This is a genomic window from Actinacidiphila bryophytorum, from assembly GCF_016916835.1.
Lineage (GTDB): Bacteria > Actinomycetota > Actinomycetes > Streptomycetales > Streptomycetaceae > Actinacidiphila > Actinacidiphila bryophytorum.
The window spans coordinates 28,810-54,731 of the sequence record NZ_JAFFIX010000030.1 but is presented as its reverse complement, the minus strand read 5'-3'; the positions used below and the strand labels follow the sequence as shown (position 1 = coordinate 54,731).

23 protein-coding genes are annotated in these 25,922 nt (G+C 73.6%); 7 read left to right on the top strand and 16 right to left on the bottom strand.

From position 1 onward, the window contains the following. Nucleotides 1-72: 72 nt before the first annotated feature. Nucleotides 73-1,812, top strand: a complete 1,740-nt coding sequence (locus tag JT723_RS30940) for a hypothetical protein (RefSeq protein WP_205048169.1) — start codon at nt 73-75, stop codon at nt 1,810-1,812. Here the strand turns inward: JT723_RS30940 and JT723_RS30935 are convergent. The 6 genes from JT723_RS30935 to JT723_RS30910 form a co-directional block, all read right to left on the bottom strand. After that, nucleotides 1,789-4,254: a hypothetical protein gene (locus tag JT723_RS30935; protein WP_205048168.1), complete on the bottom strand. Its 2,466-nt coding sequence runs from the start codon at nt 4,252-4,254 to the stop codon at nt 1,789-1,791. The genes JT723_RS30940 and JT723_RS30935 overlap by 24 nt on opposite strands. A 128-nt stretch (nt 4,255-4,382) precedes the next feature. Continuing rightward, the gene (locus tag JT723_RS30930; RefSeq protein WP_205048167.1) at nt 4,383-5,117 is read right to left on the bottom strand and encodes a cobalt-precorrin-6A reductase; all 735 of its coding nucleotides are present in this window, start codon (nt 5,115-5,117) and stop codon (nt 4,383-4,385) included. A 256-nt stretch (nt 5,118-5,373) separates the two neighbouring features. Beyond that, entirely contained in the window at nt 5,374-6,156 is a 783-nt protein-coding gene (cobF, locus tag JT723_RS30925) for a precorrin-6A synthase (deacetylating) (RefSeq protein WP_205048166.1), read from the bottom strand. Then, entirely contained in the window at nt 6,153-6,926 is a 774-nt protein-coding gene (locus tag JT723_RS30920) for a (2Fe-2S)-binding protein (protein ID WP_205048165.1), read from the bottom strand. Before JT723_RS30920 ends, cobF begins: the two co-directional genes overlap by 4 nt. Continuing rightward, nucleotides 6,923-7,780 (bottom strand): CbtA family protein, encoded by an 858-nt coding sequence (locus JT723_RS30915; RefSeq protein ID WP_205048164.1) that lies wholly within the window; start codon nt 7,778-7,780, stop codon nt 6,923-6,925. The genes JT723_RS30920 and JT723_RS30915 overlap by 4 nt, the downstream gene beginning before the upstream one ends. Before the next feature lie 34 nt (nt 7,781-7,814). Continuing rightward, entirely contained in the window at nt 7,815-8,030 is a 216-nt protein-coding gene (locus JT723_RS30910; RefSeq protein ID WP_240166448.1) for a CbtB domain-containing protein, read from the bottom strand. A 474-nt stretch (nt 8,031-8,504) separates the two neighbouring features. Between JT723_RS30910 and nicT the strand changes: the two genes are divergently transcribed. After that, the gene (nicT, locus tag JT723_RS30905; protein WP_307794129.1) at nt 8,505-9,575 is read left to right on the top strand and encodes a Nickel transporter NicT; all 1,071 of its coding nucleotides are present in this window, start codon (nt 8,505-8,507) and stop codon (nt 9,573-9,575) included. Between the two features lie 46 nt (nt 9,576-9,621). Here nicT and JT723_RS35980 read toward each other — a convergent pair whose 3' ends face one another. Then, on the bottom strand, nt 9,622-10,068 hold the full coding sequence (locus JT723_RS35980) for a MarR family winged helix-turn-helix transcriptional regulator (protein ID WP_205048161.1): 447 nt from the start codon (nt 10,066-10,068) through the stop codon (nt 9,622-9,624). A 105-nt stretch (nt 10,069-10,173) separates the two neighbouring features. Here JT723_RS35980 and JT723_RS30895 point away from each other — a divergent pair, with 105 nt between their 5' ends. Beyond that, nucleotides 10,174-11,082 carry an alpha/beta hydrolase gene (locus tag JT723_RS30895; RefSeq protein ID WP_205048160.1) on the top strand — a complete coding sequence of 303 codons (909 nt, stop codon included), beginning with the start codon at nt 10,174-10,176 and terminating at the stop codon, nt 11,080-11,082. A 23-nt stretch (nt 11,083-11,105) separates the two neighbouring features. Here JT723_RS30895 and JT723_RS30890 read toward each other — a convergent pair whose 3' ends face one another. Next, nucleotides 11,106-11,942: a putative protein N(5)-glutamine methyltransferase gene (locus tag JT723_RS30890; protein ID WP_205048159.1), complete on the bottom strand. Its 837-nt coding sequence runs from the start codon at nt 11,940-11,942 to the stop codon at nt 11,106-11,108. 350 nt (nt 11,943-12,292) lie between these two features. Here JT723_RS30890 and JT723_RS30885 point away from each other — a divergent pair, with 350 nt between their 5' ends. From JT723_RS30885 to JT723_RS30875, 3 genes are read left to right on the top strand one after another with little or no spacing between them, the layout of a single operon-like run. Then, on the top strand, nt 12,293-13,618 hold the full coding sequence (locus tag JT723_RS30885) for an ABC transporter substrate-binding protein (protein ID WP_205048158.1): 1,326 nt from the start codon (nt 12,293-12,295) through the stop codon (nt 13,616-13,618). Next, complete coding sequence (locus tag JT723_RS30880) at nt 13,585-14,490, top strand: carbohydrate ABC transporter permease (RefSeq protein ID WP_372441396.1); 906 nt, start codon at nt 13,585-13,587, stop codon at nt 14,488-14,490. The genes JT723_RS30885 and JT723_RS30880 overlap by 34 nt, the downstream gene beginning before the upstream one ends. Continuing rightward, a complete protein-coding gene (locus tag JT723_RS30875) occupies nt 14,487-15,317 on the top strand; it encodes a carbohydrate ABC transporter permease (protein WP_205048157.1) in 831 nt (276 codons plus the stop codon). The genes JT723_RS30880 and JT723_RS30875 overlap by 4 nt, the downstream gene beginning before the upstream one ends. 30 nt (nt 15,318-15,347) lie before the next feature. Here JT723_RS30875 and JT723_RS30870 read toward each other — a convergent pair whose 3' ends face one another. The 7 genes from JT723_RS30870 to JT723_RS36310 all read right to left on the bottom strand — a co-directional run bounded on the left by JT723_RS30870 (nt 15,348) and on the right by JT723_RS36310 (nt 23,501). Beyond that, nucleotides 15,348-16,391: a LacI family DNA-binding transcriptional regulator gene (locus JT723_RS30870; protein WP_251513901.1), complete on the bottom strand. Its 1,044-nt coding sequence runs from the start codon at nt 16,389-16,391 to the stop codon at nt 15,348-15,350. Then, nucleotides 16,388-18,901, bottom strand: a complete 2,514-nt coding sequence (locus JT723_RS30865; RefSeq protein ID WP_205048156.1) for a glycoside hydrolase family 2 protein — start codon at nt 18,899-18,901, stop codon at nt 16,388-16,390. Before JT723_RS30865 ends, JT723_RS30870 begins: the two co-directional genes overlap by 4 nt. Before the next feature lie 216 nt (nt 18,902-19,117). Further along, nucleotides 19,118-19,642 carry a hypothetical protein gene (locus JT723_RS30860; RefSeq protein WP_205048155.1) on the bottom strand — a complete coding sequence of 175 codons (525 nt, stop codon included), beginning with the start codon at nt 19,640-19,642 and terminating at the stop codon, nt 19,118-19,120. Beyond that, a complete protein-coding gene (locus JT723_RS30855; protein WP_205048154.1) occupies nt 19,639-20,967 on the bottom strand; it encodes a DUF58 domain-containing protein in 1,329 nt (442 codons plus the stop codon). Before JT723_RS30855 ends, JT723_RS30860 begins: the two co-directional genes overlap by 4 nt. Next, nucleotides 20,964-21,971 (bottom strand): AAA family ATPase, encoded by a 1,008-nt coding sequence (locus JT723_RS30850; protein WP_240166447.1) that lies wholly within the window; start codon nt 21,969-21,971, stop codon nt 20,964-20,966. Before JT723_RS30850 ends, JT723_RS30855 begins: the two co-directional genes overlap by 4 nt. A gap of 52 nt (nt 21,972-22,023) precedes the next feature. Continuing rightward, nucleotides 22,024-22,539 carry a hypothetical protein gene (locus JT723_RS30845; protein WP_205048153.1) on the bottom strand — a complete coding sequence of 172 codons (516 nt, stop codon included), beginning with the start codon at nt 22,537-22,539 and terminating at the stop codon, nt 22,024-22,026. Continuing rightward, the gene (locus JT723_RS36310) at nt 22,536-23,501 is read right to left on the bottom strand and encodes a DUF4129 domain-containing protein (RefSeq protein WP_205048152.1); all 966 of its coding nucleotides are present in this window, start codon (nt 23,499-23,501) and stop codon (nt 22,536-22,538) included. Before JT723_RS36310 ends, JT723_RS30845 begins: the two co-directional genes overlap by 4 nt. Nucleotides 23,502-23,842: 341 nt before the next feature. Here JT723_RS36310 and JT723_RS30835 point away from each other — a divergent pair, with 341 nt between their 5' ends. Next, entirely contained in the window at nt 23,843-24,940 is a 1,098-nt protein-coding gene (locus JT723_RS30835; protein WP_205048151.1) for a baeRF3 domain-containing protein, read from the top strand. Between the two features lie 123 nt (nt 24,941-25,063). Here JT723_RS30835 and JT723_RS30830 read toward each other — a convergent pair whose 3' ends face one another. Further along, nucleotides 25,064-25,687, bottom strand: a complete 624-nt coding sequence (locus JT723_RS30830) for a hemerythrin domain-containing protein (RefSeq protein ID WP_251513899.1) — start codon at nt 25,685-25,687, stop codon at nt 25,064-25,066. Nucleotides 25,688-25,922 lie beyond the last annotated feature (235 nt).

The window sequence follows — 25,922 nt, the reverse complement described above, 5'->3', positions numbered from 1 at the left end:
GCGGCCGTACCCGTCAGGCGGCGGGTTATCGTCTGCCGGGTATGGTGTGGCCGGTTGGGGAGTGGGTGTGCGGTGACGGGTCGCGGAGACGGACGGCTGCCGCTGCCGCTGTCCTCGCGCGCCGACGGCGACCGCTGGGTGAGCGTCCGGGCGCAGCGGACCGTGCTGGGTGTCGTCCACAACGTCACCTCGGCGACGCGGCTGCTGGACCTGCTGGCGGTGTTCGCCGGCGACCCGCGGGTCGAGACGGTCTTCACCTGCACCGGTTCCTCCGCCTTCGACGCGGGGACGGCGGAGTTCCTCACCGCCCGCGGGATGGTGCAGGTGCCGTGGGCGCAGGCGAAGGCCGGCATGTTCGACGTCGCCATCGCCACCAGCCGCGGCGGCGACCTGCACGGTTTACGGACCCCGCTGATCGGGGCACCGCACGGCGCCGGTTACGGCAAGCGGCTCGCGCCGGAGGGCGGGGACGGCCCCGCTGTGTCCTTCGGGCTGTCGCCCGAGTGGCTGATGCACGACGGCCGGGTGGTGCCGTCGGCGATCGTGCTGTCGCACGAGGAGCAGCGGGAGCGGCTGGCGGTCAGCTGCCCGCAGGCGGTGCCTCGCGCTGTGGTCGCCGGGGACCCGTGCTGCGACCAGTTGCAGGCCAGTGCGCCCTTCCGGGCCGACTACCGGCGGGCGTTGGGGGTGCGGCCTGGGCAGCGGCTGGTGGTGGTGTCGTCCACCTGGGGCGAGGGTTCCGTCCTGTCGGCCGGTGATCCGGACCGCGCGGTGCTGCGGCGGGCACTGGCCGAACTCCCGCTGGACGAATACCGGGTGCTGGCCGCGGTACACCCCAACGCCTGGTACGGGCACGGGGCCTGGCAGATGCAGAGCTGGCTGGCGCCGCTGGTGGAGCACGGGCTGATCCTGCCGGTGCCGGACAGCCAGACGTGGAAGGCGGCGCTGCTGGCGGCGGATCGACTGCTGGGCGACCACGGCTCGCTGACGCTGTACGGGGTCCGGCTCGGGGTGCCCGCGGTGCTGGGGGCCTTCGCCGAGGCGAAGGTGGCGGTGTCGTCGCCGATGGCCAGGCTCGGGGAGCTGCTGCCGCGGCTGTTGCCGCACACCGGCGTGCAGGCCCAGTTGGAGGACGCGGCCGTCCGGCAGGCGGGAGACGCCGAACTGCAGGTCGTTCGGGAGTCGTTGACGTCGCATCCGGGCCGTTCTGCGGCCCTGCTGCGGCAGTTGTTCTACGGCTGGCTCGAACTGCCCGAGCCCGAGCGGCCCGCGGTGCCGTCGCTGGTGCCGCTGCCCGCGGGCACGGTGGGGCGGGCGCTGCCCGCGGAGCCGCCGGTCTTCGCCTCCACGGGCCTGCGGGACGGCAGGGCGCATCTGCGCCGCTTCCCCGCGGCGCTGCAGCGCGGGACGGCGGAGCGGCACTTGGCGGGGGCGCATCTGCTGGCCGACGTGGACCACCCGGACACGGAGTGGGTGGGGTCCGCCGATGTGCTGACGGTGCCGGCGGGCCGGCCGCTGCGGACGGCGGGTGCGGACGCCTGGGGTGCGGTCTTCCGGCGGTACCCGGGCCTTGCGCTGCTCGCGGTCGAACAGGACGCGGGCGGTGCGCTGCTGGTGCTGCGGGACGGGCGCACGCTGCGGGCGGTGTGGGCGGGTGAGCGCCCGTGGTGGGCGACGGCCGCCGCGGCGGCGTCCGTCGTCCACGACCATGTGATGGCGGTGGCAGGGCCTGCGGGAGCGGACCCGGTGCGGATCGAGGTGCGGACCGGGGAGGGCTGCGGCACCGGGCTACTCGACGTCGCCGCCGGGTGAGGCTCCCCCGCCGTAGCGGGCCAGCAGGCCGGCCGCGTCGGCGGCGCGCGGGCTGGTGAGGGCGCGGAAGATGTCGCGGGCCGCGGCCAGGTCCGCCGCTGCCCGGGCGCTGCCGCCGGACTCGCCGTGCAGGGTGCCGCGCAGCAGCAGGATGTCGGCCGTCTGGTACGGCGTGCCCTGTCCATCGAGTGCGGCGAGCGCCCGGTCGGCCGCGTCGAGTGCGGCGGCCGTCAGTCCGGCCGCGCGCCGGTCCTCGGCGTAACGGGTCAGCGCCTTGGCCTGGTTGAAGCGGTTGGGCGGGGCCAGGGCGGCGAACCCGTCGTGCGCGGCGAGCAGTTGGGCCTCGGCCAGGTCGTGCTCGCCCGCCAGGGCGTGGAAGGTGCCGCGGTGCAGGGCGAAGAGGGCGCGGCCACGCGGGTGCGCGATGCCGCCGAGCGCTTCGGCCGCCTGGTCGATACGGGCCAGCGCCTCGTGCGGTGCGCCCATCTTGGCCGCGAGCAGGCCGAGGGCTTCCAGGGCGCTGGACCGGGTCCTGCGCTCGGCCTCGGTGGGGGTCCTGCCGGGTGCGGCGACCAGCTCCATGGCAGCGTCCAGGTGGGTGCGGGCCTCCTGCGGGTCGCGCCGGTCGGCGCTGCATCGGTCCTGGTGGGCGAAACCGGTCTCGAAGTGCATACGGGCAAGCGCGAGCAGGTCGTTGGTCTCGCGGGCCGACGCGACACCCCACTGGTGGACCCTGATCCAGTCGGTGTGCCGGCGGGTCTTGAGGAAGTAGGTGTGCATGGCCTGGGCCATCCGCCAGGCCTGCTCGTGGCGGCCGGCCTCGTGGGCCAGCCGCACCGCCTGGCACAGGGTGTCGTGGCGGCGTTCGAGCCCTGCGACCACCGCCGCCTCGTCGACCGGTGCGGTCGGGGCGTAGCCCGGGTAGACGCCGGCCGGGTCGTGCCGGTGGCGGCCGGACAGTGCGGCCTCGGAACGCTCAAGGACCTCCAGGTAGAAGGCGGTGACCTGGTCCGTGACGCGGTCGCGGGCGGCCGCGGTCTCCTCGGTCCGTGCACGCTCCAGGGCGTGGCTGTGGATGAGGGGGTGCGCGAAACGGTACCGGGTGCCGCTCACCGGCTGGACCAGGCCTGCGGCGGTCAGCCGCCGTAATGCGCGGTGCCGGGCGGCGAGTTCCATGTCGGGCAGCGCCGCGCGCAGCACGTCGGTCTCGAACTCGGCGGTGGGGTGCAGGCCGAGGCTGCGGTAGACGCGGGCCGTCTCCGGGTCCAGGTCGCGGTAGCCGGGGGTCAGGGCCGCGGAGACGGACATGTCCTCGTCCATGTCCGCGGACAGGGCGTCCATGCGGGTCGCTGCACGGGACAGTGCCGCCGCGACCTCCTCCGCCAGGCCGGGCGGCCCGACGGCCAGTTGCGCCCCGACCGCGACCAGGGCGAGGGGCAGGCCGTCGCAGCCGGCGGTGATCTGCCGGACGGCCTCGGTGCCCGCGGTGTCCGGGTCGAGCCGCCCGACGCCCACCAGCAGCCTGCGGCTGTGCTCGCCGTCCAGCGGGCCGACCGTCAGCGGCTCGGCGTCGAAGCCGCCGACCAGGCCCGGCAGCAGGGAGCGGCTGGTCAGCAGCACGACGCTATCGGGCAGTTCACCGTCCTCCGGCACCAACTGCCTGACCTGGGCGGGGGTCATGACGTCGGTCAGCAGGAAGACCGCACGCCGGCCGTGGACGGTGCGCGCGAGCAGGCCGAGCAGATCGGCGGGTTCCGCGGGCAGGTCCTGTACGGGCACGCCGAGCCGGCGCAGCCAGCCCTCCAGCACGGCGGCCGGCGACGGCGGGTTGCCGCGGGTGTCCCGCCCGAGGGACGCCTCCAGCTGGGGTCCTGTCAGGTCGCCCGCGTTGCGCTGGAGCCAGCGGCGGGCCAGGGCGTCCTTGCCGATGCCCGGGATGCCGGTCAGATAGAGGAAGGCCGGGACGCCTGCGGCGGCGCGTTCCGCCACGACGGTGTCCATCCGCAGCAGCAGGTCCTCGTTGTTCTGGTAGTGACGCATCGGCCGCACCGTGATGCGCGGCAGCCGCGCGGGGTGCTGCGCCGCGAGGGACGGCGGGGCGGTGGCGGTCCGCTCCTGCCCGATCGCCTCGGCGAGCAGGTCACGCAACTGCGGTGCGAGGTCGGGCCGTTCCCGCAGCAGCGTGGTCAGCGCGGCCCGCAGGGCGTCCTCCAGTGCTGCCGCGGCGCTCCCGGCGGCCTCGGAGTCGCCGCGCGCCCGGGCCGCGGCCAGGTCCTGCCCGGCCTCCGCCAGCTCGCCGGGCAGCACCGCTTCGCCGACGGGGTCCGTACGCCCGAAGAGCCGCCCGAGCCGGGCCTTGACGCTGGTGAAGGTGTCGGTCACCAGCAGGGTGACCAGCGCGGCGGAACCCGGCCCCCACAAGCTCGCAAGCTCAGCGTCCATCCGTCCCCCGCTCCTGCCGACTTCCGCTGCCCCCACGGTATGCGGTCCAGGCCACTGCGTACGGCGTGTCGCGCCATGTCGCTCCCCCGGGTCGCCACGCCCGGCTCCTCCCGAGGGGGGCGGCCGGGTCAGCGGGCGCGGAGCCAGTGCAGTGCGGCGGACGCGGTGGTGACGGTGGGCAGGCCCGGGGGCGGGGCCGGGCGGCGGACGATCAGGACGGGGAGGGCCGCCTCGCGAGCGGCGGCGAGCTTGGGGGCGGTGGCCGGGCCGCCACTGTCCTTGGTGACCAGGACGTCGATGCGGTGCTCGCGGAGCAGGTCTCGCTCGCCTTCGAGGGTGAAGGGGCCGCGGTCCAGCAGGACCTGGCAGTGCGCGGGCAGCGGGGGAAGCGGCGGGGCGATCGAGCGGGCCAGGCAGGGCAGGGGGACGCCGGCGAAGGCGGCGAGGTCGCCGCGGCCGACGGTGAGGAAGGGGCGGTGCCCGAGGCCCGGGAGCAGGGCCGCCGCCGCGGCGAGGCTCTCGGCCCCGTGCCAGCGGTCGCCCTCCCCCGGGCTCCACCCGGGTCTGCGCAGCGCCAGCAGCGGTACGCCCGCGGTGCGGGCCGCGAGCGCCGCGTTCCGGCTGATCGCCTCGGCGAAGGGGTGGGTGGCGTCGACGACGACGTCGACCCGCTGCTCGCGCAGCCACCCGGCCAGGCCCTCGGCCCCGCCGAACCCGCCGGTCCTGACCTGCCCGGCAGGCAACCGCGGCTCGGGCGTACGTCCCGCGAGCGACGTCGTCACCCCGAACCGCCCGTCGCCGGCGAGCAGTTCCGCCAACTCCCGGGCCTCAGCGGTACCGCCGAGCACCAGCACCCGCCGCATCACGCCGCCCCGCAGCGCAACCGCCGGCCCGCCGCATCGACGGCACCCCGCCGCCCAGGACGTACCCCGCGGCGAGCCGCCGCCCGGCACCGAACACCAGCAGCCGCCACCGGCGCGGGCCACCGACGTACCGGACGTGCCGCACCCGGCAGGCTGTCCTGCGCGGCGGGCCGGGGCGCCGCCCCGGCGCGGTTCTCGCCGACGGGCGTTGCGGGCCCCGGGCAGGCCGGGGCGGGGCGCCGCCGCGCGCCGGGCGTCACGTCGGACCGCCGCGAGGAGACCTGCGGAGCAGGTACGTGTCCATGATCCAGCCCTTGCGGGCGCGGGCCTCGGCTCGGGTGGTGCGGATCTCGGCCGCGAGGGTGTCGGTGAGGGGGCCGGACAGCAGGATCTCGTCGGGGGTGCCGAGGTAGGCGCCCCAGTAGATGTGCAGGCCCTGTCCTGTGAGGGCGGTGAAGGCCTGGTGGGCGTCGAGCATCACGACGACGTCGTCCACGCCGTCGGGCAGTCCGCCGTCGGTGAGGCGGCGGCCGGTGGTGATGTGGACGGGGCGGCCGACCTGGTTGAGGCCGGTGCGGTGGCGGGCCGCGAGCGTGGCGACGCTGCTGATGCCGGGTATCACCGTCCAGTCGAAGTCGCCGGCACCGCGGGCGTGGACGTCCTCCAGGATGGCCAGGGTGCTGTCGTAGAGCGCCGGGTCGCCCCAGACCAGGAACGCCCCGCAGCCGCCGTCGGCCAACTCCTCGGCGATGAGCCGCTGGTAGAGGTCGCCGCGGCGGCGGCGCCAGGCGTCGACGGCCGGTGCGTACGCCCCCGTGGCGACGCTGCGGTCGCGGTCCGGGTCGGTGGCGACGACCACCCGGTGGGAGCGGGAGGCGTGCCGCCGCAGGATCTCCTCGCGCAGGTGCGCCAGGTCCGACTTGTCCTCGCCCTTGTCGAGGAGGAAGAACACGTCGGCGCGCCCCAGGGCGCGTACCGCCTGCAGGGTGAGCTGTTCGGGGTCACCTGCGCCGATGCCGATGACGTAGATCTGTTTCACCCGCCGGAGTGTGGCACAGGGGTGCCGGGGGCGGTGCGCAGGGCGCAGTCGCCGCACAGGGCGCCCTTGCGGTCGGGGGCGGAGCGGTAGATCAGGCAGCAGCTGCGCCGCAGGAAGGCCCCGCCGGTGGTGCGGGCGCTCTGCGGGCGCAGCGGAGGGCGTTGCAGCAGCAGGTCGGTGAACGCCCGGGCGCGGGCGCCCAGTTCGGGACGGGCGGCGGCCAGTGCGGTGGCGGCGCCGTTGACCGCGGAGGCGGTGTTGCCCAGCAGGATGTGCGGCGAGACGCCGGACTGGGCGACGCGGGCGGCGAGTTCGGCGAGCGGCCCGGCCAGCAGCAGTGCGGCGACCGTGTCGGCGAGCCGGGTGAAGTCGGGTTGCGGCTGGTGGAGGGCGTCGTCGGGCAGGGAGAGCGGGACGGGGCCGCCGAGCGCGGGCTGCCAGCGCACGGCGTCGAGGTCGTAGCCGAGCGGCCGCCCGTGCAGGACCGCGGCGGCCAGTGCGGGCGACGCCAGCCTTGCGGCCAGGCCGAGATGGGCGACCGACGCGGCGACCCGCGGTTCGACCGCCGACGCGGGCTGACCGCCGGCCGCGGCGAGGTAGCCGCGGACGGCGGCGGCCCGTTCGGCGAGCAGCCCCGTGCTCATCGGGCGCCAGGGCTCCGCGGGCGGTGCGCCCGCGGGGTGGATGGTGACGGCGAAGAACGGCCCGAGCGCGGTGATCTCCTCGACCAACGCGCCCGGTGCCGCCGTGCCGTGCGGCTGGCGCGTCATACGGGTAGCGGCGCCGCTCCTGGTGCGGCGGCCTGGGTCCGCGGGTGCAGGAGGCGTTCCGCCAGCGGCGCGAAGACCAGGCCGATCGCGGTCCAGAGCAGCAGTTGGGCGGCGACGGAGTAGCAGCGGAAGGAGAACAGCACGTCGGCGGGGAAGCCCGGGTAGACGATGCGGCCGTCGGCGTCGGTCAGCGGCAGCGGTGTCTCGGTGGCGTGGTTGCCGAAGTGCTCCTTGTTGTACGCGAGATGGCCCAGCGGGGGCAGGATCGCCATGACGGCGCCGATGGCGACGACGAAGGCGCCGGCGGCCAGCAGCGTGGCGTTCCAGTTGCCGAACCTGGGCTGCAGCCGTCTGCCCAGCCACGCTGCGGCGACCAGGAAGGCCACCGAGAGCAGCACCATGATCAGGTAGAGGCCGCTGCGGGCCCTGATGGTGTCCTCGTGGCCGATGGCGGGCGGGTTGGCCGGGTACTTCAGGAACGGCACCAGGTACATGCCGAGGAATCCGCCGCCGGCGACCAGCAGGGCAAGGGTGCGGGCGCGCAGCCGGCCGACCCGGCCCAGGCACACGGCGTAGGCGACGGCGAAGAGCGCGCCCATCGCCATACCGAAGACGATCATGCCGGCGCCGATCCCGACGTCAGCCTGGACGGTGCGGCTGAACAGGTCGGGGTCGGCGCCGGCCGCGGGCAGCCCCGCGGCCTTGTCCAGTGCGGCCTGCGCGGCGTCCCTGCCGCTCTCGTAGTCGATCGCCTTGCCGATCTGCGGCTCGGCGAAGACCCGCGCGAAGAGGAAGGCGAGCAGCCCGGCGGCTGCGCCGGCCAGGAGGCCGCGCAGGATGAGCTTCTTTTCCATGTCGAGTTGTCCGATACCTCGGGTTCCGGCGGTGTCAGTGGCAGGGGAAACCGAGGAAGTGGCGGGCGTCGTGGACGAACTCGTGGATGTGCATGTCCTTGCCGAAGACGGAGACGGCGCCCTGGTCGACACCGATGAAGTAGTAGGCGACGAGGGCGAGTACGGCGGTGCCGACCAGCCACAGCGCGGCCTTCGCGGCGGGCAGGACGACCGGCGTGGCGGCCGGGCGGGGTGCGGAAATGCTGCTCAAGGTGAGCCCTCCTTCGGGGATCGTGCGTCCCTGTTCCATGGGCGTCGTGATGAGCGGCTGTCTGACTCCCCGTTACGCCGGTTGCGGCGGCGGGTCACAGTGGCGCGACCGTGCTGGAATTCCACCAGCTTCCCCACGTCATCACTACACGCCGAGCGTAGGGCTCCGTTCTGTCGTGCGTCAATCAGGACGAACGGACATCGGCCACGCTTTCCCGGCAGGTGTGATCAGCGTCTCCGCGCGGCCGGTCAGCCTGTCCGCACGGGTGGTCGGCGCCTGCGGAGCAGTGCGCCGGCGCGCTGACCTCGGCGGGTGTGAACGCGGCACGGCAGGGGCAGGCTATTGCGAGTCATTCGCAACAAGTAGTCTGTTGCGGTAAGCGCCCCCTGCGGCTCCGACGGAGGACGAACGATGACCACCACCACCGAGGCCCCCGCCCCCGCAGGGTCCCGCTGGCGCCGGATACGCGGCTCGATGACCCGGGCGGAGTGGACCCGGCTGGGCGGCATGGCCGCCTTCATCGTGGCGCTGCACGTGATCGGGTGGTTCACCCTGGTGGCGATCGTCGCCCCCGAGCACTACAGCGTGGGCACGAAGTCCTTCGGCATCGGCATCGGGGTGACCGCGTACACCCTCGGTATGCGGCACGCCTTCGACGCCGACCACATCGCGGCGATCGACAACACCACCCGCAAGCTGATGCACGAGGGCAAGCGCCCGCTGTCGGTGGGCTTCTGGTTCTCGCTGGGCCACTCCAGCATCGTCTTCGCGCTGGCCTTCCTGCTCTCGCTCGGGGTGAAGTCGCTGGCCGACCCGGTGGAGGACGACAGCTCCGGTCTGCACACCGTGACCGGCTGGATCGGCACCACGGTCTCGGGGACGTTCCTGTACGCCATCGCCATCGTCAACCTGCTGATCCTGGCCGGGATCTGGAAGGTCTTCCGGCAGATGCGCGACGGCCACTTCGACGAGGCCGCCCTTGAGGAGCAGCTCAACAACCGCGGCCTGATGAACCGGCTGCTCGGCCGGCTGATGAAGTCGGTGACCAAGCCCTGGCAGATGTACCCCATCGGCCTGCTGTTCGGGCTGGGCTTCGACACCGCGACCGAGATCGCCCTGCTGGTGCTCGCGGGCTCGGGCGCCGCCTCGGGCCTGCCCTGGTACGCGATCTTGTGCCTGCCGGTGCTGTTCGCGGCCGGCATGTGCCTGCTGGACACCATCGACGGCTCGTTCATGAACTTCGCCTACGAGTGGGCCTTCTCCAAGCCGGTGCGCAAGGTCTACTACAACCTGACCATCACCGGCCTGTCGGTCGCGGTCGCGCTGATCATCGGCACCGTCGAGCTGCTCGGCCTGGTCGGCGAGAAGGCGGACCTGCACGGGGCCTTCTGGGACTGGGTCGGCGGGCTGGACCTGAACATCGTCGGCTACGTCATCGTCGGCCTCTTCTTCACCACGTGGGCGGTGGCCTTCGCGGTGTGGAAGTTCGGCAACATCGAGGAGAAGTGGACGGCGGGGCTGCGGACCGCCGAGCAGCAGGACTGACCGGCCCCTCCCCCTTCCCGCACCCAGTGCCCAGCCGCCCCGCGGCTCATTCCGTGCCGGCCGGCGAGCGGCGCTCCAGGGCGGTGCGCAACGCCGCCAGCGTCGCCGCCATCGCGTCGAGTTCGCCCCGGGGCACGCCCGCGGTCAGCGCGGCGGCCCGGCGCTCGACCGCGGGGCGGGCGCGGTCCAGCAGGGCGGCGCCCTCCGGGGTGAGGCCGAGCACCGAGGAGCGGCGGTCCTGCGGGTGCGCGCTGCGTACGCACCACCCGGCAGCCTCCAGGCGGTCGACTCCCTTGCTGGCGGCCCCCACGGTGATGGCCACCTCGCGGGCGATGTCGAGCACCCGGCATCCGGGCACCCGGCCGATGATCTCCATGAACTCGAACTGGCCGAGGCCCAGGCCGAGTTCCGCCTTGAGTCCGGAGTTCAGGGCGTTGTAGAGCCGGGTCTCGACGCGGACGAGGTCGATGAAGACCTCAGTGGCGTAGCTCACAGAAAGCTCCTTTAGATTCCAGGGAATCAACTTCTGGGGAATCCGGTTGGCACGGGACAGATGCATTCCAAGGAATCCATCATTCCTCATGCCCTGGAGGCCAGCATGACCCGGCAGCAACGCGACACCCTGGACGCCCTGCTCCGCAGCGCCCCGAGCGACCACAACCCGGAACCCGAGGCCGAGCGCCTCGCCTTCGCGCAGGCCCTCACCCGGCCGGCGCCCGAGGGCGTCGCCACCCGCAGGACCGTGCTGGGCGGGCGCCCGGCACTCGAACTGCGCCCGTCCGGCGCAGGACGCCGCGGCCTGCTGCTCTACCTGCACGGCGGCGGGTACGTCGTCGGCTCGCCCGACACGCACGCCGGGCTGGTCGGCGAGCTGGCCCGGCGCGCCGGGACACCCGCGGTGTCGCTGGACTACCGGCTGGCGCCGGAGCACCCCTTCCCCGCCCCGGTGGACGACGGGCTCGCCGCCTACCGCGAGCTGCTGGCGGGCGGCATGGACCCGGGCGAGCTGGTCGTGGCCGGCGACTCGGCCGGCGGCGGCGCCGTGGTCGCGCTGCTGCTCGCGGCCCGGGAGGCCGGGCTGCCGCAGCCGGCGGCGGCAGCCGTCCTGTCGCCATGGGTGGACCTCACGCTCAGCGGCGCGAGCATGCGCACCAAGGAGGACGCCGACCCGATCTTCACCGCACAGGACCTGCGGGCCTACGCCGACCACTACCTCGGCGACCGCGACCGGGCGCACCCCTGGGCCAGCCCGGTCTTCGCCGACCTGACGGGGCTGCCGCCGCTGCTGGTGCAGGTCGGGTCGAACGAGGTGCTGCTGGACGACGCCGTACGCCTGGCCGGCCGCGCGGGCGCCGACGAGGTCGACGTCACGCTGGAGGTCTGGCCCGGCGTGCCGCACGTCTTCCAGCACCACTACGGGCGTCTCGACGACGCGGACGCCGCACTGGACCGCGTGGCCGCCTTCCTCACCGAGAAGGCGGCCGCGCGGCCGGCCGTCGCGCGCTGAGCGGCGCGCGCCGGCGGGCGGACTCAGTCCGCCGGCCGGGTGCCGATCAGCACCGTCGCACCGAGGTCGTCGTCGGTGGCGACACGGGTGGCCAGGCCCGCGGCGGAGAGGATGCCCGCCGCCGCCGCGGCCTGGCGCTCGCTCGCCTCCGTCAGCAGCGAGCCGCCGGGCGCGAGCCAGCCGGCTGCCTGCGCGGCGACCCTGCGCATCACGTCGAGGCCGTCGCCGCCGCCGTCGAGGGCGATCAGCGCCTCGTGGTCGCGGGCCTCCGCGGGCAGCAGGGCGACCGAACCGCTGGGAACGTAGGGGACGTTGGCGGCCAGCAGGTCCACGGTGCCGCGCACCTGCGGGGGCAGGGCATCGAAGAGGTCGCCGCGGTGGACCTGCCCGCCGGCCGCGGCGAGGTTGCCGGACGCGCAGGCGACGGCGGCCGGGTCGAGGTCGGCGGCGTACAGCCGGGTGCGCCCCAGGGCCGCCGCCAGGGCGGCGCCGACGGCGCCGGAGCCGCAGCACAGGTCGACCACGACGAGTTCGCGCCCCGGCGCGGCGGCGGCCCTGCCGAGTGCGGCGGCTTCGTGCACCAGCAGTTCGGTGCGGCGCCGCGGCACGAAGACCCCGGGGTCGACGGCGATCCGCAGACCGCAGAAGTCGGCCCAGCCGACGACGTGTTCGAGCGGCAGCCCGCCGGCCCGCCGGGCGACCATCGCGGCCGCTTCCTGCGGGCTGGTGGCGGTGGCCAGGATGATGTGCGCCTCGTCCTCGGCGAAGACGCAGCCCGCGGCCCTGAGTTGGGTGACGACGCCTGCGTGGAGCGCCAGCAGGGGCAGCGGTGCGGCGGGGGGTGTGGCGGAGTCCGACATGTGAACCTCTCGGGAGGGCGGTCGGCGCTCCCCCGGCCCGGTCAGGAGGCCGTCGGCCTCGCGGGGCCGTGCGGTGGGAGCGCGACATACGGAACAGCGGTGATCGGTCCCACCTCCTCTGCTGGAAACGGCGTGTTGCCGGTCGGCGCCCAACCTACCCCACCGGCGGTACGGCTGCTTCCACTGAACCGCTGTGTAACGGTTAAGCATCAGCGCTGAATCACTGTCTTTACCGCCCCACAACCCAATGCAATAGTGCCGTCGTTCCACTACTGAATCGCTTAAGTACCGCGCTGCGCGTCGTCCCCTCCCGGACTCGCTCGGACGTCGTGGAAACGGAGATGGTGCACATGAAGCGCTCAGCACTCGCCGGTTCGCTGCTCGCCGCCATGGCGCTGCTGGCGACGGCCTGCGGCGGCGGAGGCTCCTCGGCCTCCGGCGGGGACTCCGCCGACTCACCGGCGGACCCCGGCAAGGTCACCGGCGACATCAAGGTCCTGACCCAGCGCACCGACCTGGTGCAGGACGGCACGATGAAGAAGTACGCGGCCGAGTTCACCAAGCTCTACCCGAAGGTCCATGTCACCTTCGAGGGCATCACGGACTACGAGGGCGAGGTCAAGATCCGGATGAACACGTCGAACTACGGCGACGTGCTCATGATCCCGGCGGCCATCAAGACCCTGGACTACCCGAAGTTCTTCGCCTCGCTGGGCACCGCGGACGCGCTGGCCGAGCAGTACACCTTCACCGACAAGGCGACGGTGGGCGGCAAGGTCTACGGCATCGCGAACTTCGCCAATGTCCAGGGCTTCGTCTACAACAAGACCGTGTGGCAGCAGGCCGGGATCACCGACTGGCCCACGACGCCCGACGAGTTCCTCGCCGACCTGGCGGCCGTCAAGGCCAAGACGTCCGCGACCCCGTACTACACCAACTACAAGGACGGCTGGCCGCTGACCGCCTGGACGCAGGTCCAGGGCGCGGCGACCTGCGACCCCAAGGCGGGCGACGAGCCGGCCACCCAGTCCGACCCCTGGCAGGCCGGCACCGACCTGAACATCGGCGACACGCTGCTGTACGACATCGTGCACGACAAGCTCTCCGAGCAGGACCCGACCACCACCAACTGGGAGAACAGCAAGAACCTGCTGGCCACCGGGAAGATCGGCACCATGTGGCTGGGCTCGTGGGCCATCGTGCAGATGCAGGACGCGGCCAAGAAGGCCGGCAAGGACCCGGGCGAGATCGGCTACATGCCCTTCCCGGCGCAGAAGGACGGCAAGTTCTGCACCCCGGTCGCGCCGGACTACCAGGAGGCGGTCAACATCCACTCCGGCCACAAGGCGGCGGCGCGGGCCTGGATCGACTGGTTCACCGACAAGTCCGGCTACGTGCAGACCAACCAGGCCGTCCCCACGCTCAAGGGCGGCGCGATGCCGTCGGCGCTCAAGCCCTTCCAGGACGCCGGTGTGCGGTTCGTGGAGATGTCGCAGGCGCAGAGCGCCAAGGTCACCAGCATCGACAACCAGTCCGAGATCGGCATGACGAACAAGCCCGACTACCGCCGGCACCTGATCGACGTGGCCCGCGGTGCGGCAGGCGGCGACCTGCACGGCATCTTCGCCGACCTCGCCAAGAAGTGGGCCTCCGCGCAGAAGACCGCAAGCCTGTGACCCGCGCCCGGGTCTGGCGGACCGTGACGCCGTGGCTCTACCTGGCGGTGCCGCTGGCTCTGCTGGTCACCTTCACCTGCATACCGGTGGGGAACATGATCAGGGACAGCTTCACCGACTGGGACGGGGTCAGCCCCGACCGCAACTACGTCGGCACCAGGAACTACGTGGAGCTGTTCACCAGACCCGAGCTCTTCCAGGTCTTCTTCGTCAGCATCTACTACCTGGTCGCCTCGGTGGTGCAGATCGTGCTGGCGCTGTACTTCGCGACCGTGCTGAGCTTCGACGTGCGGTTCAGGAACCTCTTCAAGGGGATCCTGTTCTTCCCCTACCTGATCAACGGGGTCGCGATCGGCCTGGTCTTCCTGTACTTCTTCCAGCCGCACGGCACCCTCGACACGGTGCTCGGCGCCTTCGGGGTGCACGGCCACCACTCCTGGCTGGGCAGCGGGCGCGTCGCCAACACCTCACTCGCCGGGGTGTCGGTGTGGCGCTTCATGGGCCTGAACTTCGTGCTGTTCCTGGGCGCGATCCAGTCGATACCCGGCGAGCTGTACGAGGCCTCGGAGCTGGACGGGGCCAACCGCTGGCAGCAGTTCCGGCACATCATCGCGCCGGGCATCAAGCCGGTGCTGAGCCTGAGCGCGATCCTGGCGATCTCCGGATCGCTGTCGGCGTTCGAGATCCCGTTCATCATGACCAACGGCGCGGCGGGCACCCAGACCTTCGTGATCCAGACGGTGAAGCTGGCCTTCGAGTTCAACAAGATGGGGCTCGCCTCGGCGGCGGCCGTCGCCCTGCTGGTGATCATCCTGCTGGTGACCTGGCTGCAGCGCATCGTGGTGCCCGACGAGAGGAACGATCTCGTATGACCCGCAAGGCGCTGCTGAGGTCGCTGGTCTACCTCTCGCTGCTGCTGGCCTGCGCGGTGGTGCTGCTGCCGCTGCTCGCGGTCTTCCTGACCTCGCTGAAGACGTCAGGGGAGATCAGCCGGGGCAGCGGCGCGCTCACGCTGCCGCACGACTGGCTGAACTACCACAACTACGTGACGGCCTTCAGGGCCGGGAAGATGCTCAGGGCGTTCTGGAACACCGCCTTCATCCTGGTGTTCTCGATCGGCGGGACGGTGCTGATCGGCTCGATGGCGGCGTTCGCGATCGACCGCTTCCGCTTCCGGCTGCGCCGGCTGGTGGTCGCGCTGTTCCTGGTCGGGTCGCTGGTGCCGAGCGTGACGACGCAGGTCGCCACCTTCAAGATCGTGGACAGCTTCGGGATGTTCGACAGCCGGTGGGCGCCGATCGTGCTGTACATGGGCACCGACATCGTGTCGATCTACATCTTCCTGCAGTTCATCAGGGGCATCCCGATCTCGCTGGACGAGGCGGCCAGGATCGACGGGGCCAACTCCTTCACCATCTACTGGCGGATCATCCTGCCGCTGCTCAAGCCGGCCATCGCGACCGTGGTGATCATCAAGGGCATCACGGTCTACAACGACTTCTACATCCCCTTCCTGTACATGCCCTCGGAGAACCTGGGCACCATCTCGACGTCGCTCTTCCGCTTCAAGGGGCCTTTCGGCGCGCATTGGGAGGACATCTCGGCCGGCGCGATCCTGGTGATGGTGCCGACGCTGGTGGTCTTCCTCTTCCTGCAGCGGTTCATCTACAACGGCTTCACCCGGGGGGCGACCAAGTAGCCCGCACCTGCCCGCGGTCGCACTGCCCTTTCAGTGCCGCGGCGGGGCCGTGCTGCCGCGCGGGGTCAGTACCGGCGTGGCGACCGGCCCCGCTTCCGGCTGCCCGCCGTCGAGTACGGTCAGCAGCCGGCGGGCCACCTCGGCGCCGAAGCCGAAGACGTCGTGGCTCATCGCCGACAGCTCGGGCCGGGTGAGCCGGCACAGCTGGGAGTCGTCCCAGGCCAGCAGGGAGATGTCGCGCGGCACCGACAGGCCCATCTCGGCGGCGACCGACAGGCCGGCCACCGCCGTCAGGTCGTTGTCGTAGAGGACCGCGGTGGGGCGGTGCGGCGAGGCGAGCAGCGTACGGGTGGCGCGGGCGCCCTGGGTGCCGGAGAAGTCGGTGTCGATGCTCGACCACTGCTCAAGGCCCAGCTCGTGTGCTGCGGCCTCGAAGGCGGCGGCCCTGATCGCGGTGTGGCCGAGTTCTGCCGCGCCGCCGACCCGGGCGATCCTGCGGTGGCCGAGCGCCGCCAGGTAGCGCACGGCCTCGCCGACGGCCGCCGCGTCGTCGGTCCAGGCCGAGGGCAGGCCGCCGGTGAGCGAAGGGTGGCCGACGGCGACGGCGGGCAGGCCGAGGCCGGCCAGTTCCGATGCCCGCGGGTCGTCCTTGCGGAAGTCGACCAGGACCGACCCGGAGACCTGCCGGGAGCGCCACCAGGCCCGCTGCACCCCGATCTCCTCGTCGGCGTCCTTGACCAGCCGCAGCAGCAGGGCGCCGCCGCGCTCGGCGAGGACGCTCTCGATGCCGGAGATGAACTCCATGTAGAACGGTTCGAGTCCGAGCATCCGGGCCGGGCGGGCGATGGCCAGGCCGACGGTGTCGGTGCGGGAGCCGGACAGGGCGCGGGCCGACAGGCTGGGCTCCCACCCCAGCGCGCCGGCCGCCGCCAGCACCCGGGCGCGGGTGGCCTCCGAGACGCCGGGGCGGCCGTTGAAGGCCATCGACACCGCCCCCTTGGACACGCCCGCGAGAGCGGCGACGTCCTTGATGGTGGGGCGGTGTCCTGGGCCGGCCGGGGAGGACCCGGTCACAGGGCCACGCCCGCATCACCTTCCCGCACGGCCGTGTTCACGCAGTACAGCGCGGCCGCGGCGGCGTCGGACGAGGGCACCTCCCAGCCGCGTACGGTGATGGTGACGCTCTCGCCGGGCAGCAGGGTGGTCAGGCCGGTGTCGGCGGTGACGCCGGGGCCGAGCCGGTCGGCCTGCAGCAGCAGGTCGCGCAGCAGGGTGCGTGCGGTGACGGTGACGGCGGCAGAGCCGTCGGGGTGGACGGCCAGGTCGAGGTCCCAGCCGGGCTCGGGGTAGCCGAAGTCCTTGTCGCGGACCGGGAACCAGAAGGCGCGCAGCTCCCCCGCCCGTACGGTGAGCAGTTCCTTGCCGCTGCCGTCCGCGGGCAGCACCTGTGCGGGCAGGGCGACTTCGGCGACGGTCCTGGGTGCCGCGGTGAACGGCAGCCGTACCTCGGCAAGTACGGCGCCGTCCACCGCGACCCGGCACAGGACCGCCGTGCCCGTCCAGTCCTGCGCGGTCTGGTTGACCAGCGCCGCGACGAGGCCGTCGGGGCGCGGTTGCACGGTGACGAGCCGGTCGGCGTAGAGCCGCTTCAGCTCGTGGTAGAGCGGCTTGGGGCGCTCGTCGCCGTCGACGGCGGCCCAGGAGGTCACCGGCCAGCAGTCGTTGAGCTGCCAGACGACGGTGCCCGCGCACACCGGCCAGTGCGAGCGCCAGTGCTCGATGCCGGTGGCGACGGCCCGCGCCTGGTTGACCTGGGTCAGGTAGTGCCAGGTGTCGAAGTCGGCGGGCAGGGGGAAGTGCCGGGCGAGTCCGCGGGTGAGCTTGCCGTTGCCGTCCGCGGCCTTCTGGTGGTGCAGCATGCCGGGCGAGTCGGGGGTCAGCGGGTCGTCGGACACGGCGCGGCGGGCGGTGGCGTACGCCGGCGGCGCCTGCCAGCCGAACTCGGCGACGAAGCGCGGGACGCTGTCGCGGTAGTCGGTGTAGTCGGTGCGGTTCCACACCTCCCAGGAGTGGGCGGTGCCGTGCCGCGGGTCGTTGGGGTGGTGGTCCCACGAGCCCGACCAGGGGCTGCCGGCCCAGTAGGGTCGGGTCGGGTCGGTCTCGGCGACGACCCTGGCCAGCAGGCCCAGGTAGTAGCCCTCACCCCAGGAGTCGCCGGCCAGCGCGTCCTCCCACTCCCAGTCGCGGAAGCCCCACAGGTTCTCGTTGTTGCCGTTCCACAGCGCCAGGCTCGGGTGCGGGGCGAGCCTGGCGACGTTCTCCCTGGCCTCGGCCTCGATCTCGGAGCGCAGCGGCTGCTCCTCGGGGTAGGCGGCGCAGGCGAAGAGGAAGTCCTGCCACACCAGCAGGCCCAGTTCGTCGCAGGCGTCGTAGAAGTCGTCGCTCTCGTAGATGCCGCCGCCCCAGACCCGCACCAGGTCGACGCCGGCGTCCACGGCCTGCTGCAGCCGGCGCCGGTAGCGGGCGGCGTCGATCCTGGTGGGCAGGGCGTCGTCGGGGATCCAGTTGACGCCGCGGGCGAAGACCGGGGTTCCGTTGACGGCCAGGGTGAAGGCGGTGCCGTGCTCGTCGGGCGAGGTGTCGAGGGTGACGGTGCGGAAGCCGACGCGGCGCTGCCAGCGGTCGAGTTCCCCGGCCGGGGCGGCGGGGTCCAGCAGGGTGACCTCGCAGTCGTAGAGCGGCTGGCGGCCGTAGCCGTGCGGCCACCACAGGTCGGGGTCCGCGATCTCGGCGACCGCGGTGGCCCGGTCCGCTTCCGCGGGCACGGCGGTCTCGGTGACGGTCTCCCCCACCCGCAGCCGTATGGTCAGCGGCCGGCCGGCGCCTGCCGCGGTCCTTTCCAGGACGATCCCGGCCTCGACCCGGCCGGTGCCGGCGGCCACCGTGACCTGCGGGGTGACCCCGGCCAGCCGGGCGGTGGACCAGTGCTCCAGGCGCACCGGCTTCCAGATCCCGGCGGTGACCAGGGTCGGCCCCCAGTCCCAGCCGAAGGAGCAGGCCATCTTGCGGATGTACTGGAAGGGCTCGGGGTAGGAGTTGGGCCGCTCCCCCACCAGCGACCTGACCCTTTCCGCCTCGGTGTACGCCGAGGTGAAGGCCACGGTCAGCGCGGTGCCTGCGATGGCCGAGCGGTCGGCGGTGACGTCGAAGCGGTGGCTGCGGTGCATGTTGCGGGTGGCGCCCAGCCTGCGACCGCCCAGCGTGATCTCGGCAACGGTGTCGAGCCCGTCGAAGACCAGGTCGCTGCGCTCGTGTCCTGTGGTGTGCGCGGGCAGCGCCGTCTCGTACGTCCAGTCGGTGCGGCCGACCCAGGCCGCGTCCTGCTCGTTGCGGTCCAGGAAGGGGTCGGCGAGCAGGCCTGCGGCCAGCAGGTCGGTGTGGACGCAGCCGGGAACGGCGGCGGCGACGGTGTCCTGTCCGCCCGCGGTGCCGGGGCCGAGGGGGCCGTCGCCTGGGCCGGCGCCTGTGCCGCCGCCCGGCAGGCGGAGCTTCCAGCCGTCGACCACCGGTGTGACGTCCTTCATCGCTTCTCCTTGCCCCTTGCCTGCGGCGTCGGCTGGTCCCTGGCCCTGGGCGGGCCGGGGCCATTAAACGGTAAAGCACGGCAAGCGCTGATGGGAAGCAGGTCGTTCGGAAGAGAAGGCCGTATTTACTGAACCGATACAGGTGGTGTTCCCGGGGCTGCCGCCCGCCCACGGGCAGTGCGGGCGGTCGGCAGGACACCCGCGGGCCGCGGTCGCTCAGGCGCGGTGTCGAAGGGCCAGCGCCACGCAGGCGGCGGTGGCCGCGATCGCGAGGGCCGCGGGCAGCCGTGCCCATGAGGTGTCGGCGACAGGCGCGGTGGCGGCGGCGAAGACGACGGCCGCAGCGGCGGTGGCGGCCAGCGCGGGGGTCGCGCGGTCGGTGCCCGCGGGAGCGGTCGCCCCCATCGTCCAGCCGTCGGTGACCAGCAGATAGGCGACCAGCAGCCCGGTGACGCAACCGGCCAGCCACACCGCGGGGCCGGTCAGCGCGGCCAGCACGATCGCACCGGCCGGCAGCAGCGTGTTGCGCCGGTGCACGGCGACCGCGGACCACCGCATGGAGCTGAGCACCGGGCGCGTGTCCACCATTGGCGCGGCCCACCAGGCGGCGCCCGCGGCGGCCAGGACGAGTGCCCAGCCGGCGACGGGTGCGCCGAGGACCCGGGGCGGGTTGCAGGCGGCCACGGCCAGGGCGGTGCCGAGGATGCGGGCGGCCAGCCGGTGGGCGGCGGCGCGGTTCATCGGCGTCCTCCGTGGATGCGGGTGCGCAGCAGCGGCGCCAGTGCCAGGTCGAGGGTCTCGCCCGGCCGGTGGGCGATGACGGCGATACCGCGTTCGGTCAGCGCGAAGCGCATGGCGTCGCGGTCGGCGCGCCACAGCCGCAGGGCCAGCTCCCCGGTGCGGTCGCCGGGCTCCACCGTCGGGTCGCCGCTGGGGATCTCCACCACGACCAGCGGGTTGGCCCGCGACCTGACCTGGTCGAGCACGTCGATGATGCGCTGGTCTGTGAGCGGGGTGAAGACGTAGACCAGCGCGCTCTCCGGCAGCGCGGGCGGCGGCAGCCTGCGCAGCCCGCTGGTGCGGTAGCCGAGGTCCTTGCGGACGTCCAGGACGCTCTCCACGATCCGGTAGAAGTAGCCCTGGCCGCTGCCGGGCTGCAGCCAGCGGGTGGCGCCGCCGACCGAGACCACGCCGATCCTGTCGTGGGTGCGCAGGTAGGCGCGGACCAGTCCCGCGGCGGCGCGGAAGGTCTCGTCGAGCGAGGACGTACCGGTCGCCGGGTCGCGCACGTCGGCCAGCACGTCGAGCAGCACGACGGTGTCCGAGGCCTTCTCCGCGGCGAACTGGTGCAGCTGGAGTTCGCCGCGGCGGGTGGTCGCGGGCCAGTGGATGCGGCGCTGCCGGTCGCCGCGCACATACGGGTGGATGCCGGTGACCTCGACACCCTCGCCGCGCTGGGTGGAGGTGTGCTCACCGAGCCGCTGCGGCAGCCGCACCGGGATGGGGGTCAGGCCCGCCGCGGTGGGGACCGGGAAGACCGCGACCTCCCCGAGGTCGACCCGCACGGTGCGGCGGGCGGCGCCGCCGGTGTCGTACACGTCGAGGTCCACGGTGCCGAGCGTCCAGCGGCCCCAGCGCTGTGCGGTGAGGGTCAGCCGGATCCGCCCCTCGGTGACACCGAGGTCGTCGAGCCGCACACCCGGGCCCAGCGTGATGCCCGGGTCGAGGCGGCCCGCGGCGCCGTCGTGCGCGAGGGTGACCGTGGCGGTGATCTGCTCGCCCTCGAAGCAGCGCCGCGGCTCGACGTCGACGGCGGGGGTGAGCTGCTGCGGTCTGCGGCCGGCGGGCAGGGCCAGGGCGAGCAGCGCCAGCGGGGCGGCGGCCGCGGCCAGCAGCCAGGCGTGCCCGGTGACCAGGGCGGCGGCCACCGCGACCGCGGCGAGCGTGCCGTAGCGCAGGGTGCGTTCACCGGCCCGCCAGCCGGGCGGCGGGGCGGGCGGCGGTTCTGTGGGCGCGGACGTCGCCCCGCCCAGCGCCCGGTCCAGGGCGGGGGGTCGCCCGGTCATGACGCGACGGGGCTGCGGGGCAGGGTCTGCGGCGCGGCGACGGACTGGACGATCTCGGCGATCACGTCGTCGGCGTCGATCTGCCGGACCCACAGCTCGGGCTTGAGGGTGACCCGGTGGGCGAGGGCGGCGACCGCGACGTCCTTGACGTCCTCGGGGGTGGCGTAGTCGCGCAGGTCCAGGACGGCGCGGGCGCGGGCCAGCTGGACCAGGGCGAGGCCGCCGCGCGGCGACGCGCCGACCTGGATGTGCTGGTGGGAGCGGGTCGCGCCGACCAGGGCGACGACGTACTCCAGCAGGTCCTCCTCGACCTCGACCTGCTCGACGGCGGCGCGCATCGCCAGCACCTGCGCCGGGCTGCCCAGGGTGCGCAGCACCGCCTCGGGTGCCGCGCGCCCGATCCGGGCGCGCAGCATGCCGGTCTCCTCCTGCGCGCTCAGGTAGCCCATCCGCACCCGCAGCAGGAAGCGGTCGAGCTGGGCCTCGGGCAGCGAGTAGGTGCCCTCGTACTCGATCGGGTTGGCGGTGGCGATGACCACGAAGGGGTGCGGCAGCGCGCGGGTACTGCCGTCGATCGACACCTGCGACTCGGCCATCGCCTCCAGCAGCGAGGCCTGGGTCTTGGGCGGGGTGCGGTTGATCTCGTCGGCGAGCAGCAGGTGGGTGAAGACCGGTCCCGGCCGGAAGACCATGTCGGCGGTGCGCTGGTCGTAGAAGGGGGCGCCGGTGACGTCGGAGGGCAGCAGGTCGGGGGTGAACTGGATACGCCGGAAGTCCAGGCCGAGGGTGGTGGCGAAGGAGCGGGCCAGCAGCGTCTTGCCCAGGCCCGGCAGGTCCTCGATCAGCACGTGCCCGCCGGCCAGGATGCCGAGCATCACCATGTCCAGCGGCCGGGGCTTGCCGACGACGGCGGTACGGATCTCGGCCAGGACTTCCGCGGCCCGCTCCCCCGCCTGCCGCGGTGTCAGGGCGTCGTGGTCGTACAGGTGGTCGTGACTGCTCAACTCTGGTCCTCACTGTGCCTGGTGGTGTACGGGCGGCGGCCGGTCGCGGCGCTCACAGCGCCTCCAGCCGGTCGAGCAGCGCGCGGAGCACCCTTTCTGGGTGGTCGGGGCGGTGCGCGGGGCGGCGCTCCGGGTCGATCCACGGCCACAGGTCGGCGCCGACGAGGGCCTTGGCCCGCTCCGGCCTGCGGTAGAGGTCGACGCCGTGCCGCTCGGCGAGCCGGGCCGCGAAAAGGCGCTGCAACTGCGGTCTGAGGGTGGCGTTGAAGTGCACGTCACTGCGGTCGCCGATCGACTTGTCGACAACGCGGTGCCATTCGCCGAGGGCGGGAGCCCGGCTGCCGAGCAGCCGCACCGAGCGGCGGAAGCCGCTGTCCTGGGTGCCGGCGCCGGTGACGTAGCGGGCGATGGCCAGGCCCGCGACGGTGCACACGGCGAGCCCGGTGGCCAGGCCCGGCAGCCCTTCGGCCAGGCCCAGCAGGGTGACCGTGACGGCGCCTACGGCCGCCAGCAGGACCAGCGAGTGGCGCACGGACCCGGGTGCGCCGGGCTCTGGGCGGTCGTTCACCGGTGGACTCCCGCGGTCGGCTGCGTTCCGCCGGTGCCTGGCTGCGGCAAGTCAGCGCCATCGGCGGCGGCATCGGCGGCGGCGTGCTCGGCGAGCTGGGCGGCGATCCCGTCGAGGGCGGCTGCGGCGCGGCCGCGGTGGGTGTCGTCCATGGGGTGCGTGGAGTAGCGGGCCTCGCGGAACAGCGCGGTCAGGTCAGAGGCGTGCGGTCCGGTCAGCAGTCCGCTGCCCGCGGCGCGCTCCAGCAGGTCCTGCGGGCTGTCCGAGGCCCTGCGGGCGACACCGGACTGCCCGAGCGAGGCCTCCATCGCCGCGTAGCAGGCGATGACGGCGGCCCGGGCGTCGCTGCCGCCGAGCAGCGCGCGGCGCCCGGAGTCCACGGCGTCGGCGAGCACCTCCTGCTCGGCGGGCCGGTAGGTCTCCGCGGGCTGCGGCTCCTCGCTGCGCCGCAGCAGCCGCCACAGCCGGTAGGCGGCGAGCAGCAGCGCCAGGACCAGCGCCACCAGGGCGATGGTCAGCACGACGTGCGGCACGCTGATGCCCTTGTCGCCCGAGGACTGCCCCAGCGGGTGCTGCCTGACCGGGGGCGGGGTGCGGTGCGGGGTGGCGGGCAGGCGGGTGTACTGCTCGGCGGGGGTGGAGCCGCCGGACGGGAAGTGGTGCATCGTCAGCAGCAGCAGCGGCACCACCAGGGCGGCGGCGACCAGGGTCACCCGCACCACGTCGGCGAGCCGCTGCTCGAAGGGCGGCAGGTCCTGCTGGTAGCCGAGCCTGGAGCGGTAGCGGCTGCCGGCCAGCAGTCCCGCGGCCAGGCAGCCGATCGCGATCAGGATGACGACGGCGGAGTTGTCCAGCGGCCCGCCGCTCTTGGCGGTCAGCGACCGCCCGGGGCGCAGCAGCACCGCGCCGAGCGCGGTCCCTGCGACGGCGACCACGGCGAGCGCCGCACCGGCGGCTCCCACCCGGCCGCGTCCCCCCGCTGCCCCCGTGCCCTTCCCGCGTGGTGCGTTCTGGTGCTCCCCGGCTTGTCGCGCCCTGGCCGTGGCATGGTCCTCGCCCACCGCCGCCTCCCCTCGTCGCGCTCGGCAGCTTCGCACACCCCCGCGCGGCTGTCAGCAGCGGCCCCGGGCAGCGGGCGTTCCGCTTGCGCCCGGCCGGCGGGCAGGGCGCGGCGCAGGTGGGGGACCTGCGGCCTGCCCGTACAAGCTGCGAGGGACGACACATTGATATATCCATGAAGAGACAAAGGGATGACCCGGGGGACGCCACCGGCACGCGATGCCGCCGCCGAAAGGGCCACGCCATGCAAGCGCCGATCAGCCCCGCCGTACTCGCCGACCTGCGCCGTCCGCGGCCGTACCCGGCCGTCTCCGTGCTGCTGCCGACCCACCGCCGCGAGCCGGACAACGCGCAGGACGCGGTGCGGCTGCGCAACCTGCTGGAAGAGGCCAAGGACGCGGTGCACAACGACCCCGAGGTCTCGCGGGCCGACCGCATCGACGTGATCGGCCAGCTCGACCAGGCGCTCGGCGAGGTCGACCTGGTGCACGCGGAGGACGGCCTGGCGATCTTCGCGGCGCCGGGCGAGCACCAGGTGTGGACGCTGGCCAGGACGGTGCCTGCCCGGGTGCTGCTCGCGCAGACCTTCCTGACCCGCAACCTGGTGGCCGCGCACGTGGCCAACCAGCCGTTCTGGGTGCTGGCGCTGTCCGCGGACGTCGCGACCCTGTGGAGCGGCTCGAAGGGGCGGGCGCCCGAGCAGGTCACCGGGTCCTTCCCGGTACGGCGGGTGCCCGAGGACTTCGACCCGGAGCGTGAGGAGCAGATCGGCGACACGCCGAGCACCTTCAACGACGAGCGGACCCGGCAGTTCCTGCGCCAGGTGACCGAGAACGCGGGAGTGGTCGTGGCGGCCGACCCGCGGCCGATGTACCTGGTCGGCGAAGCGGAGGCGCTGGCCGCGCTGGACGACGCGGGCAGGCTGGTCAAGGATGCCGCCGGGCGGATCGCCCAGGGCGGGCTGGCCGAGGGGCCCGCTGAGGCGCTGCGCCAGGCGCTGGCCGCAGCGGCCGGGCAGCGGGCCGAGGAGGAGGTCGCGGGCGTGCTCTCCGAACTGGACGACGCCCGCAGCCGCAAGGCCTTCGCCGGCGGCGTGGACGAGGTATGGCAGTCGGTCGCCGAGGCGCGGGTGGCGCTGGTCGCGATCGAGGACGGCTATCGCACGACGGTGCGGGACGACGGGGACCATCTGGTCCCCGCCGCCGCGGGCGACCGCGGGGCGCGGGACGACATCGTCGACGAGATCGCCGAGCAGGCGCTCGACACCGGGGCGCGGGTCCGCTTCGTCCCCGACGGCGAGCTTGCCGACGTCGGCCACGTCGCGGCCGTGCTGCGTTACTGAGCCCCGCCCGCAGGGCGGGGCACTCAGGGGCGCGGGGAACCGCGCGACCAGCCCCCACCGGGGGAAGGTCCGGACACGACCGGACGCGGCAGGTCGCGCGGAAACCCGGCACCAAGGTGTTGCTCACACCTGCCAGAGGCGCTTCTTCTGGTACGAGCGCTGCCAGAGGAGCTTGTTGGCCGCGCGGACCGGGGGCGGGAACGCCGCCAGGAATTCGCGCTGCTCCTGGGCGGTGGCGCCGTCGGCGACCCAGGGGATGTAGACCGCGACGCCCTTGACGCCGAGGTTCCTGGCGTTGGCCAGGCCGAAGGTCCGCCACTCGGCGGGTGAGAGCACGTCGTTGATCAGCGGCAGCGCGCTGTCCTCCTCGTGCCCGAAGTGGTGGTCCATCACCTGGTAGAGGTCCTGGATGCGGGCTGCGAGGTCGTCGGCGCCGGACCTGAGGGCGGTGTCGACCGCGGTGATCCGCGGGCCGAGTTCGGCGTGCTCGGCCTCCATCGCCTCCATCAGGCGCTGGTCGTCGGGGCGGTCCTTGATCTTGGCCTCGACCTGCGGCCACAGGGCCGCGTCCTCCACGGAGTGGTGGTTGTCGAGCTGGCGGCTGAAGTTCTCCCAGCCGGCCAGGACCTCCGGCGTGCCGGCCCGGCCCGCGTCCACGGCGGCGGCGAGCCGCCGGAGGTCGCGCCGGAAGGCGCGGTGGGTGGCGTACATGATGGTGAAATCGATGTCCTGCTGTGTGTCGGCCACGGCGGACTACTTCCTTCGGCACGTGTCGGAGTCCGCCGCCCCGGGGCGGGGTGGCGGGGAGCGCGGCGACGGACCGGCGGCTCCCCTCCGGCACCCGTTTCCGGGCTGCTGCCGGGCCGTCGTCCACGCCCCATGCATCACAGAGCGCCCGTATGCGGCGGTTGTGACAGTCCGGTCGGCCCGGGTCGAAAAATCGCCGGTGCAAAGCCTGAGGAATCGGCACAAATACGCCGCC

Coding starts and splice junctions, on each gene's coding strand:
- JT723_RS30935 (WP_205048168.1), bottom strand. CDS start 4,254: ATGGACGCTGAGCTTGCGAGCTTGTGGGGGCCGGGTTCCGCCGCGCTG.
- JT723_RS30930 (WP_205048167.1), bottom strand. CDS start 5,117: ATGCGGCGGGTGCTGGTGCTCGGCGGTACCGCTGAGGCCCGGGAGTTG.
- JT723_RS30920 (WP_205048165.1), bottom strand. CDS start 6,926: ATGACGCGCCAGCCGCACGGCACGGCGGCACCGGGCGCGTTGGTCGAG.
- JT723_RS30915 (WP_205048164.1), bottom strand. CDS start 7,780: ATGGAAAAGAAGCTCATCCTGCGCGGCCTCCTGGCCGGCGCAGCCGCC.
- nicT (WP_307794129.1), top strand. CDS start 8,505: ATGACCCGGGCGGAGTGGACCCGGCTGGGCGGCATGGCCGCCTTCATC.
- JT723_RS30895 (WP_205048160.1), top strand. CDS start 10,174: ATGACCCGGCAGCAACGCGACACCCTGGACGCCCTGCTCCGCAGCGCC.
- JT723_RS30890 (WP_205048159.1), bottom strand. CDS start 11,942: ATGTCGGACTCCGCCACACCCCCCGCCGCACCGCTGCCCCTGCTGGCG.
- JT723_RS30885 (WP_205048158.1), top strand. CDS start 12,293: ATGAAGCGCTCAGCACTCGCCGGTTCGCTGCTCGCCGCCATGGCGCTG.
- JT723_RS30875 (WP_205048157.1), top strand. CDS start 14,487: ATGACCCGCAAGGCGCTGCTGAGGTCGCTGGTCTACCTCTCGCTGCTG.
- JT723_RS30865 (WP_205048156.1), bottom strand. CDS start 18,901: ATGAAGGACGTCACACCGGTGGTCGACGGCTGGAAGCTCCGCCTGCCG.
- JT723_RS30860 (WP_205048155.1), bottom strand. CDS start 19,642: ATGAACCGCGCCGCCGCCCACCGGCTGGCCGCCCGCATCCTCGGCACC.
- JT723_RS30855 (WP_205048154.1), bottom strand. CDS start 20,967: ATGACCGGGCGACCCCCCGCCCTGGACCGGGCGCTGGGCGGGGCGACG.
- JT723_RS30835 (WP_205048151.1), top strand. CDS start 23,843: ATGCAAGCGCCGATCAGCCCCGCCGTACTCGCCGACCTGCGCCGTCCG.